Raw genomic sequence first — 9,897 nt, 5'->3', positions numbered from 1 at the left:
TGGAAGAACCAGTGAATGGCAGAGCGCTAACCAAGCGCGCCTTGCTGAAATGGATCCAGTCCGCGAACTCCCATACTGGCCCGCAGCAAAAGCGCTGCACATCGAGGCCGGACAGATGGCAGCATCCGACTACGTGCCGATGTACCCCAATTTACTGCTTGCATCCGATGGGGCGTCCACAGAAGTCATTCCGACGTACTTGTGAGCAAGCGCATGCCTCTTAGAGCGGGCCTATTGACCAGAATAAGCCAACAAAAGCGATCAGAGGAGGCACGGCCAAAAATGCTGTCGATAAGCCTGAGGAGTACGGTTCATCGCCGCGATATTCCGCGCTCATCCAGTGGTGCATCCCAGATCGCGCTCGATGCGAGCCTTGGCGCCCGCCCTATCTCCCGAGACTGACTCGATCGGCGTAAGACACTGTGGCACCTCCTCCCAGGACTCGAAAGCTGGTCACGTCGATCATTGCCCGTGCTTTGCACTGGCGCGTCGCTGGCACCCGTGTGTCGATCCCCAATAATAGCCGAGGGCATTTAGCCATGGTTATGGTTGTAGGGCAGGGGGCTACTGGGACGAACAAGGTGCGGTTTCCAACTGTTTGTCCAAGCGAAGCCGGTTCTCGCGTGGGTAGGCTCAAGATGGCTACTGGACCCCAAACCGGATCAGAGCGCGAACTTGGCGGTGACTGACATATTGAGCCGAGCAATCGGGCGCGCAGGCTTGCGCGCCTAGAGTACTCACAGGACACCATATCTGCTCAGAGAGGGGCGCCATCAATCCACAGAAATTTGCCGCGCGAAGTCCCTCATTTACAAGCACACCCTACACGTTGTCACGAAGGATCCGAGATCCTGAAATGGTCGATAGAGCAGTGACTTAGCCGTTCTGGTGGCAGCGTAATACGTCTGTATTACGCGGCAGCACTTATTCGGAATTCGGCGATTTTCTGACCTTTGCACGTAATACTTTTGTATTATGGCCGGTCTTGCTGGACCCTCTCTCGTTTCCGCGATATAAGCCGGATCGCGATACACAGACCAGGCGCCTTTTGTACGAAAGGCGCATGTATGAATGCCAATCGGCAGGTCATTGCCGTCCGGCTCACGCCGGCTGAGCGCGCTGCGCTCGATAGTGCAGCAAAGGCCCGAGGCAAATCCGTATCAGAGTGTCTTAGGCTCGCCGTAGGTTTCGGGCTGCCGTTCGTGCAGAACGCGCACGGCCTCGACCTCTACCGACTGATCGCCAACATCGAGTATCAGCAGGCCGCGCTTGAGATCATCATCAAGCGCGATCACCCCGAGGTTGCGGATCGTCTTCTCGACCTAGCAGTCGAGCGCGTGGAGAAGTTCCATGCGTAAGAAAAAGGACGACGACGACATCCGCTTCAACAAGAAGCGGGCCCCGCTCAAGCACCACTCCGAACGCGGAAAGGTGGTGCGAAACTCCGGGTCATTCACGCGCGGATCGCAGCTCGTGACCCACGAAGTTCTGATGACCTGGCAGGGCGTGAAGCTGCCCCTGCAGGTGATCGCGATTTGCTGGATCATCCTGTTTTCCAGCATCGCCTACTTCTGGCTTATGCCCCAGGAACTAAGCCTGATCCTGATGCGGATCTGGTCGAGCTTCTGGCTCATGATGGACTTCGCTCCGGGCAAGCTCATCAACCTCAAGCTGCCCAACGGCGACCTCATCCTGATCCCGATGGCGAGCGTCAAATACAACAGCCATGTCATCATCGCGGTCGACAAGGGCATCCGGTTGACCCTCGCCTCCTTCATTGGCGCAGCCTTCCTGACGGTGCCGCTGACAGTGTGGTTCGTGGAGTTCTCGCGCAAGCGCGGCAGCGACATCCTGGACGAGCATCACGAGCGCGGATCGATGCTCGTCGAGCGCCCGGTTTTGATCGATGCGATCCGCCGCTACAACATGGGCCAGCTCTCCGACGACTGCGCCAAACGCAACCCGCCGCTGGACCCCAAGAAGGTCGCGGCGCTGACGGTTAAGGACCGAGCACGGCGCGGTTTCCATGTGCCCTACTCGCTCGCCGGCGTGCCCTATCCATGGCGCCTCGAGCAGTCCCATACGATGTTCATCGGGACCACCGGTTCGGGCAAGACCACCCAGCTGCGCGCGCTCGTGAGCCAGGCTCGAACCCGCGGCCATTCATGCGTGATCTTCGACCTCACGGGCGCGTTCGTCGAGGCGTTCTACGATCACGAGAGGGACTTCATTCTGAACCCTATGGACACCCGGTGTCCGCCCTGGACGATCTTCAGCGACTGCCACAACCATGCCGACTTCATGGCGGCCGCGGCGGCCCTCATCCCAAGCTCAGGCGACAATGCCGAGCCGTTCTGGGCGATGGCTGCGCGCACCCTCTTTGTCGAAATGTGCATGAAGCTGATCGAGCGCGGTGAGACCAGCAACGGGGCGATCGCGGCGCGGCTCATGCAGGCCGATCTCGCCTCCGTGCACCGGATGCTCGAGAACACCATCGCCGACCCGCTGACGGCCAAGGAAGCGGCGCGCATGGCCGAGTCCATCCGTGCCGTATTCAACACCAACGGACAGGCCATCCGCTTCCTGCCTGATCCCGTTCCTGGTGGCGCCCCGCCATTCTCGATCAACGACTGGATGGTCGAGCGCGGCGGCAGCGGATCGATCCTGTTCATCTCGTCGACGCACGCCGACCTCACGCTCAATCGCGCGCTCCTCACGCTGTGGATGGACCTTGCCGTAGGTGCGCTGATGAAGATGCCGCGCACGCGCGACCTTCGCACCTGGTTCCTCTTCGACGAGGTTCATGCGCTGCACCGCCTGCCTGCGATCGAACATGGCTTGCAGACAGCGCGCGCCTTCGGCGGTGCCTTCATCCTGGGCATGCACAGCTTCAGCAAACTGGCCGAAACCTACGGCGAGAACGGCGCCGTTCACCTGACTTCGCTCGCAGGCACCAAGCTGATCCTGAAGACCGCCGATATGCCCACGGCCAAGGTCTGCGCTGACTTCATCGGCAACCGCGAAGTGCGCCGCATGGACGAGGCCTACAGCTACGGCGCCAACAGCACGCGCGATGCTGCGACCCTCACGCCGCGCAAGGAAGTCGAGCCACTCGTCATCCCCGATGACATCAAGGAGCTGCCCTCGATGCACGGCTTCGTGAAGTTCCCCGATGGCTTCCCGGCAGGCCGGATCAAGCTTGAATGGCGCGACTATCCGGCCGTCGCCGAGCCGTTCTGCCGCAAGACCGATATGACCATGGCGGCCTACAAGCCGGCCCGCAAAAAAGGCTTGGAGGAGGAAGGTGGCCGAGAGAATGTCCAGGTCACCAAGGCAGATGGCGAGCCGCCAGAAAAGGGTGCGCGCGGTCCCGCAGACGGCGTGGAGTCTACCGCGAAGGGCGAGCCCGACGCGCCTGATGCGCCGCGCGATCTGTTTGAACAGCGGCATGGTCCGTCAAAGGTCGATGACCAGGAGGACCGCCAAAACAAGATCACCGATCCTGCGCGCGAGGAACGCGCCTCGCAATGGCGTCGTGCGAGCGTCGGAAGCCGTGAACTGGGGCTAGTGGAGTCGAGCGACAGGGTCCGCGATCCAAGCGACTACAAGCCGGGACAGGAGAAAGAAACAGATCGGATCGAGCAGCAGATTTCGTTCGAGGAAAGGCATGGTATCGGCGCCGAGGACGTCGGCGGGGAGAAGGCCAAGGATCACGTAAGGGATCTCGAACCCGATCTCGATGACGGCATGGATGTGGGGCTCTAGGCGATGCACTCCATCGCCCCCGTCGGCTCGGCCGCAGGCGCGGCCGGCTACTTCGCCAAGGACGATTACTACACCGGCGAGCATGCCGAAGGCCTAAGCGCCTGGGGCGGAGCGGGTGCCAAGGATCTCGGCCGCAAGGGCGAAGTCAGCAAGGCCGACTTCGAGAACGTGCTCAACGGCAAGCTACCTGATGGCACTGTCGTCAATGCGTCCGAGAACCGCCGCGCCGGGCTCGACCTGACGTTCTCGGCACCCAAGAGCGTCAGCGTGCTCGCGCTCGTCACCGGCGACCAGCGCATCCTCGTGGCGCAGGAGAAGGCGGTGCGCGCCGCCATGGGCATGATCGAGAGCAAGTATGCCGAAGCTCGCGACTACTCCAACGGCCGCAAGGGTGAGCCGGTACGTACCGGCAATCTCGTCTATGCGACCTTCCAGCACGACACCTCGCGCAAGCTTGATCCGCAGCTCCACACACATGCCGTCGTCGCAGCGATCACGAAGACCGCTCAAGGCTGGAAGGCGCTCTGGAACGGCGAGATCTGGAAGAACAATACCGTCATCGGCTCGGCCTATCACGCCGCTCTGAGGGCCGAGCTGGAGAAGATCGGCTACCGAACCGAGATCACCGGCAAGCACGGCCAGTTCGAGATTCAGGGCGTGCCCAAAGGCGTCCTCGAGACGTTCAGCCAGCGGCGGGAGGACGTCGTCAAAAAGGCTGCCGAAGTCGGCGTATCGAACCCACGAGCGCAGGATCGTGTCGTCGTGAATACCCGCGACGCCAAGATCAACGTCGAGGATCGACAGGCAATGACAGCCGATTGGCGCGACCGCGCGGCTGCCATGGGCTTCGACGGCAAGGCTCTGGTGGAGGAGGCGCGTAGCCGAGCCGGCGATCGTTCGGCGGAACGAGAAGCCGGCACCCTCTCAGGGATGCGCGAGCTCTTCGCGAACCTGCGCACCACTCTGGGCGATTATCTCCGTCCGGCCGACCCACTCACTACCGACCGTCTAGCTCGCGCGACGCTGACACCATCGGAATTGCGCACCGAGATGGCGGTTGCTTCCGCGGTGCGGATCCTCGGCGCGCGCGAGGCCGCGTTCGATCGCGGGCAGGTTGCTAAGCAGGCGATGGACCTTGGCATCAAGGGCGTCACCTTCGATCGCGTCGACACCCGCATCGAGGCTCTGATCGAGAACGGCCAGTTGGTCGCCGGCAAGTCCGATCGGCACGATGGCGCCTACTCGCTGGTGACCACGCCCGAGCACATCGCGCAGGAGCGCAAACTCCTCGGAGGCATCGACGAGGGCAGAGGCCTCAGCCCCGTTATCGTGGCTGCAGGCGAAGCCACCGAGCGCCTGCAGACGGTGGCCGGCGATCGCCCGCTCAATGGCGAGCAGCTCGGCGCCGCCATCCTGGCGCTTTCGTCCACCGACCGAACGGTTGTCGTTCAAGGCGTCGCCGGCGCCGGCAAGACCACCCTGATCGAGACCATGGCGGCGGTTGCCAAGGAAGAAGGCCGCGATGTGATCGGCCTCGCCTTCGCCAACAAGATGGTCACCATGCTGCAGGACGAGGCGAAGATCCCGGCGCAGACCGTCTCCTCGTTCGTCAACGAGCACTTGCGTGGCGCCCTCGCCGGCAGCGGGCCTCGCTATGATGCCTCGAGCAACGCGCTGCGCGGTTCGATCCTGGTGCTCGACGAGGCATCGCTCGTCGGCAACCACCAGATGAACAACCTGGTGACGGTCGCCAACGCGCTCGAGGTGGACCGCCTCGTGATGATCGGTGACCGCAAGCAGCTGCAGCCGATCGACGCTGGTAAGGCCTTCAGCCTGGTCCAGAGCCATGACCCGTCGTTGGCACGGCTCGAGATCAGCCAGCGCCAGAAGACCGACCACATGAAGGCGGTGGCGACGCTTACCGGGAGCGGCAAGTTCCGGGAGGCCTTCGAGGTGCTCGGCGAGCGCATCGTGGAAGCTGGCAACGACTACCTCTCGGTCGCGGCGGACAAGTGGCTGGCGCTTTCGGCCGACGACCGCGACCGCACCGCCGTCTACGCGTCGGGCCGCGATGCCCGCTCCCACCTCAATGAGCGCATCCAGGACGGCCTGCGAGCAGAGGGTGCGATCACCGGCGAGGGCCGCAGCGTCACCACGCTCAGCCAGGTCAACGCGGTACACGAAGAGCTGCGCTATGCCGCGACCTACCGGTCGGGCCAGGTCCTGACCGTCATGCTCGGCACGCGGCCAGCGGGGCTCGAGCGCGGCCGTTACGAGGTGGAGCGCGTCGACAAGAACGGCAAGGTCCACCTGGTCGACGAGCACGGCCGCAAGCTCAAGTTCGACCCAGCCAAGCTTGACCCGAACGACAATCGGGACCCGCTGACCCTCTACGAGAAGGAGCGCCTGAAACTCCACGAAGGTGACAAGGTGCGATGGACCGACAGCGACAAGTCCCGTGACCTGATCCGCTCGCAGGACGCCAAGATCCTCGAAGTGGGCGCCGACGTCATCCGGGTGCAGAACGCCAAGTGCGACGTCATCGACCTTGCTCATGGCGACCGCATGCTGGAGCGGCTCGGTCTCTCCTACGCGATCAACATGCACCAGGCACAGGGCATGACCACCGACCAGGGCATCGGCGTCATGCACTCGGCCGAGCGCAACCTGTCCAACGAGCGCCTGACGCATGTCATGGCGACCCGCGTTCGCGAGGACATCACCATCGTCACCAATGATGCCTCCGAGCTCGTCCGCTCGATCGAGCGCAACCCCGGCAACAAGATGAGCGCCCTCGAGGCGATCGGCGAGAAGTCGATCGATCCTGCACGATCGCCGCAGGGTGCCGGCGCGCCCAACAATCCCGCAGCGGCCAACCCGGGAGGCGCGGCCAACAACCCCGCTGAGCCACCAAAGCCCCTGGTCGATCGCGAGACACTCAAGGCCGAGCCGCGCGGGCCGATCACGCCGCAGCTGCCCGTGCCCGAGAAGAACCTGGATCTCAGCCTGTGACCAAAGCAGGAACTTCAGTGTGGACCGACTGGGTCGAGCAAAGCCGAAAGCTGCTCGAGCACGCCTGCGACCCGAATACGGGCACTCCCGCAGGGTGTGCCGAGATGGCCGACCAGCTGCGCCGCATCGAGCAGCTCGAGCAGTGGGTGCTCGCATTCTTCTCCGGCATGGCCTTCGTTGCCGTGTGGCGCATCGCTGAGCTGGTCTGGGAGCAGCTTCGCGGCCCGGACCCCGACGAGGTCGAACCCGCTGCAGACCACCAACGCACATTCTCGACCAACGGAGGGCCTCATGACGCGTGACGCCAAATTGATGCTTACGGCTATGCCCCTAGCTGATCGGCGACCTGCCGCCGCGGGAGCTTGTGGTCGTCATCGCGGCCATGCTGCTGTTGTGGGGGGATCGACCTTTGAGAGGGCATCGCCGCCGGTCGCACCCGGATCGCGCATTCCCGAAATGTCGTCCACGACGGCGCCGTGGCGCGCCGGATTCGGTCCTGGGGATCTTAGCTGGTGTTGTCGCGCTCGTGCTCGCGACGGCGGGCTTCGCGATCTGAATCAGGCAGGATGAAACCTTGATGCTCCCCGATGCGAACAGCAATAACGCACGATTTACCGCTCTACTCAATGGGGTGCTGCAACAGGTATCAGCTAAAGCGCTCGTCGGCACAGCCCTCTTCTACTATGCCGGCCATACCCATCCCGACACCTGCGCCTAACCTTAAGCCCATGCGAGGGTGCTACGGACAAATGGGGCTTATCAAGGGCCGAAGCTGATCGACGACTGCTCAGCGAGGGGCTGAAGGCCTTCAGATGCAACAAAGTCGACGCTGATGGCACATAAGCCGCTCTGCTGGAGGCTGTCGATCGGAAGCGCTCCTCCCGGCCGGCAGGCTGGGGCTTCCCAGCCCGAACGATGTCAATCCGGCCGCCGGCGATGCCGAAGGCTCTTACGTCAAGTACGCCGACAGCAAGGCGGTTGCAGTAACCGCAGGCGCAGCTGTCGATGCTGTCCTGTTCACGGCAGACACCACGGGCTACCAGGCGGTCTCGGCTCAGCTGATCGGCACCTAGGCCGGGACCGTGACTTGGTAAGGCTCGAACGACAACACGACTTGGACCGCGATCAACGCGATCTCGGCTGTCGGCACTGACTCTTACACGTCAACCGGTAATGGCCTGTTCTACCTGCCTCCGACGTCTCGCTACGTGCGTGCGCGCATCTCGGCGTACACCTCGGATCCGGCGGCCGTGACCGCGTTCCTACGCTCCGTGCCGCCTGCCGTGCAGAACGCAACATTGGCCTGGCCGCGCTACCCTCGAGCACCAACGGCATGGGTGGCGTCACCCTCTTCAACTCGCCGAGGCCGAACGGTTCGCAGACCGTGTACATGCGGACCAGCACCGCCGATACGAACTCGGTCTCGGTTAAGTCGAGCGGTTGTAAGATCGCCGGCGGGCGCCCGCACAACAAGAACACCAGTGAGGCGGTGTTCAAGCTCTACAACCGTACGGCGGCACCGGCGGTTGGCACGGACACGATCTACCTCAAGATGCCCGGCGCCGCGGGCCAAGTTGCGGATCTGCAGGAGATCTTCAGTCCTACCGGCATATACCTGGGCACGGGCTGCGGCTAAGGTGCGACCGCTTTCGAGGCCGATAACGACAACACGCCCGTCGGCGCCGGCGACCTGTTCATCTCGCTGATCTATCATTAAAGCTGACGACGTCGGCTGGCCTACTGATGTGCCCCGGTGATCTCGTTACGCGCAGCTTGAGCGAGGAACGCCGATCGGGTTAGGCGGCGCTCACCAGCCGCCTTGTCAATCGCAGCCAAGATGCCACGCTCAAGCGACAGGTTCACCCGCATAACCTTGTGATCGTTCGTGATGAACGGAACAGCTAGAAGAGTGCCGCCGGCCGCCAGCGCATCGGCGGCTGCAGCCTTGACCTGATCCATCCGCATGGGCTCGACCTCGGGCTGGTCGTCGAACCAAAGTTCCAATGCCTCGCTGGCATTCGACAGGACATCCTCGATCCGATCGGCAGCTGAGAAGCAGCCGGGTAGATCGGGGAAGGTCACGCCATAAGCGCTGTCACCTTCCTGCTCCATGATTGCGTAGAAATACTTCACGTGGTTCCCTTTCACTACCGAGAGCAGAGCGCCTTAGCGCTTTGATCGGAATGGGGCTGGTCACAGCCAGCCCGCCATCTTCGCTATCGACCAGGCGGTGCCGCTCGGCAGGTCTTTCTTCGGGTGCGGCACGATCACCGTCTGCTCACCCTTGCGGAACTTCGCGTGCGAGCCCTTCGTCGAGACGTGCTGCCAGCCTTCGTTCTGGAGGCGCTTGACGATGAGCCTGCTGTTCCATTCCATGTACATATATGTACACACGGTAGAGCTGCAGGTCAAGCGCATTGCGCAAATAAATGCACACGGCGGGTTGATGCGCTCACCACCGACTCGCCCTTTTTTGGTCGCAGAAAGCTGCGGCTATCAGGTGATGCTCTCCGCTCTTTTGGCGGCTTGGACTCACCACCTCTGAAACACGTCCGCATGCCGTCACTGGCAACGTTTCCAGTCCCGGCCGGAGCGGGGGGTGGCGTGCGCTAACACGGCATTCGATGGTACCGATGGGCTGGCACCGGTTAAGGTCCTCAAGGACCCGAGTGCATCTTGTGGAGAGTGGTTCGCGTTGAACTAACAGAACCGCCAAAAGTCGTTGCTTTTACTCGATTCTTTTCTCACATCTCTGTAAATGCATACCCCGATGCCCACTTGCGTTTTGGTTGTACGCGAGCATCTACGGACGGCCGTTCCGATGTTTGATGAATTGATGTGCGACTCTAAGAGCCTCGGCTAAGAAAGTTGTCCTGGTTTCGCAATCGCTGACGCCTCAGTAGCGCTGGGTGAGAATGGATTACAACGGTGATCAATTTTTTGGTGGAAAGCGGAATGACCGCTTTGGGGAGCCTGTGGGCGTAAGCGGCCCTTCGTCGTCTAATAGCGGCGTTTGCAAGAGGGCTTTGGAGATGCCGTTGCTGGGAGCATGGTCGTCTTCGCGGTCGGCATGTGCCGCCGCATGATGGAGCTTCGCGGGTGATCCTTCCAAGGTTCATC

Annotated in this window: 9 protein-coding genes; 7 read left to right on the top strand and 2 right to left on the bottom strand. The window is 62.4% G+C overall.

Translation table 11 applies throughout. The annotated features are described in order from the left end of the window. The 7 genes from GV044_RS22500 to GV044_RS21725 all read left to right on the top strand — a co-directional run. Positions 1–205 (top strand): hypothetical protein (locus tag GV044_RS22500; RefSeq protein WP_236555177.1); only part of this gene is annotated, 205 nt, incomplete at its 5' end. A gap of 862 nt (positions 206–1,067) precedes the next feature. Beyond that, positions 1,068–1,358: a hypothetical protein gene (locus GV044_RS21750; protein WP_159874559.1), complete on the top strand. Its 291-nt coding sequence runs from the start codon at positions 1,068–1,070 to the stop codon at positions 1,356–1,358. Beyond that, positions 1,351–3,765, top strand: a complete 2,415-nt coding sequence (locus GV044_RS21745; RefSeq protein WP_159874558.1) for a type IV secretion system DNA-binding domain-containing protein — start codon at positions 1,351–1,353, stop codon at positions 3,763–3,765. The genes GV044_RS21750 and GV044_RS21745 overlap by 8 nt, the downstream gene beginning before the upstream one ends. A gap of 3 nt (positions 3,766–3,768) precedes the next feature. Then, complete coding sequence (gene mobF / locus GV044_RS21740; protein ID WP_159874557.1) at positions 3,769–6,777, top strand: MobF family relaxase; 3,009 nt, start codon at positions 3,769–3,771, stop codon at positions 6,775–6,777. Continuing rightward, positions 6,774–7,079, top strand: coding sequence for a hypothetical protein (locus GV044_RS21735; protein ID WP_159874556.1), 306 nt, complete (start codon positions 6,774–6,776; stop codon positions 7,077–7,079). The genes mobF and GV044_RS21735 overlap by 4 nt, the downstream gene beginning before the upstream one ends. 275 nt (positions 7,080–7,354) lie before the next feature. Further along, positions 7,355–7,495, top strand: a complete 141-nt coding sequence (locus GV044_RS21730; protein WP_159874555.1) for a hypothetical protein — start codon at positions 7,355–7,357, stop codon at positions 7,493–7,495. A 615-nt stretch (positions 7,496–8,110) separates the two neighbouring features. Beyond that, positions 8,111–8,413 (top strand): hypothetical protein, encoded by a 303-nt coding sequence (locus GV044_RS21725; protein WP_159874554.1) that lies wholly within the window; start codon positions 8,111–8,113, stop codon positions 8,411–8,413. A gap of 101 nt (positions 8,414–8,514) precedes the next feature. Here GV044_RS21725 and GV044_RS21720 read toward each other — a convergent pair whose 3' ends face one another. Together GV044_RS21720 and GV044_RS21715 are read right to left on the bottom strand one after the other, a co-directional pair. Beyond that, entirely contained in the window at positions 8,515–8,910 is a 396-nt protein-coding gene (locus GV044_RS21720) for a type II toxin-antitoxin system HicB family antitoxin (protein WP_159874553.1), read from the bottom strand. Between the two features lie 60 nt (positions 8,911–8,970). Continuing rightward, positions 8,971–9,153: a type II toxin-antitoxin system HicA family toxin gene (locus GV044_RS21715; protein WP_159874552.1), complete on the bottom strand. Its 183-nt coding sequence runs from the start codon at positions 9,151–9,153 to the stop codon at positions 8,971–8,973. Positions 9,154–9,897: the final 744 nt, after the last annotated feature.

Source organism: Novosphingobium sp. 9U, from assembly GCF_902506425.1.
In the GTDB taxonomy this organism is placed as follows: domain Bacteria; phylum Pseudomonadota; class Alphaproteobacteria; order Sphingomonadales; family Sphingomonadaceae; genus Novosphingobium.
This window is presented reverse-complemented; position numbering and strand designations above follow the sequence as displayed.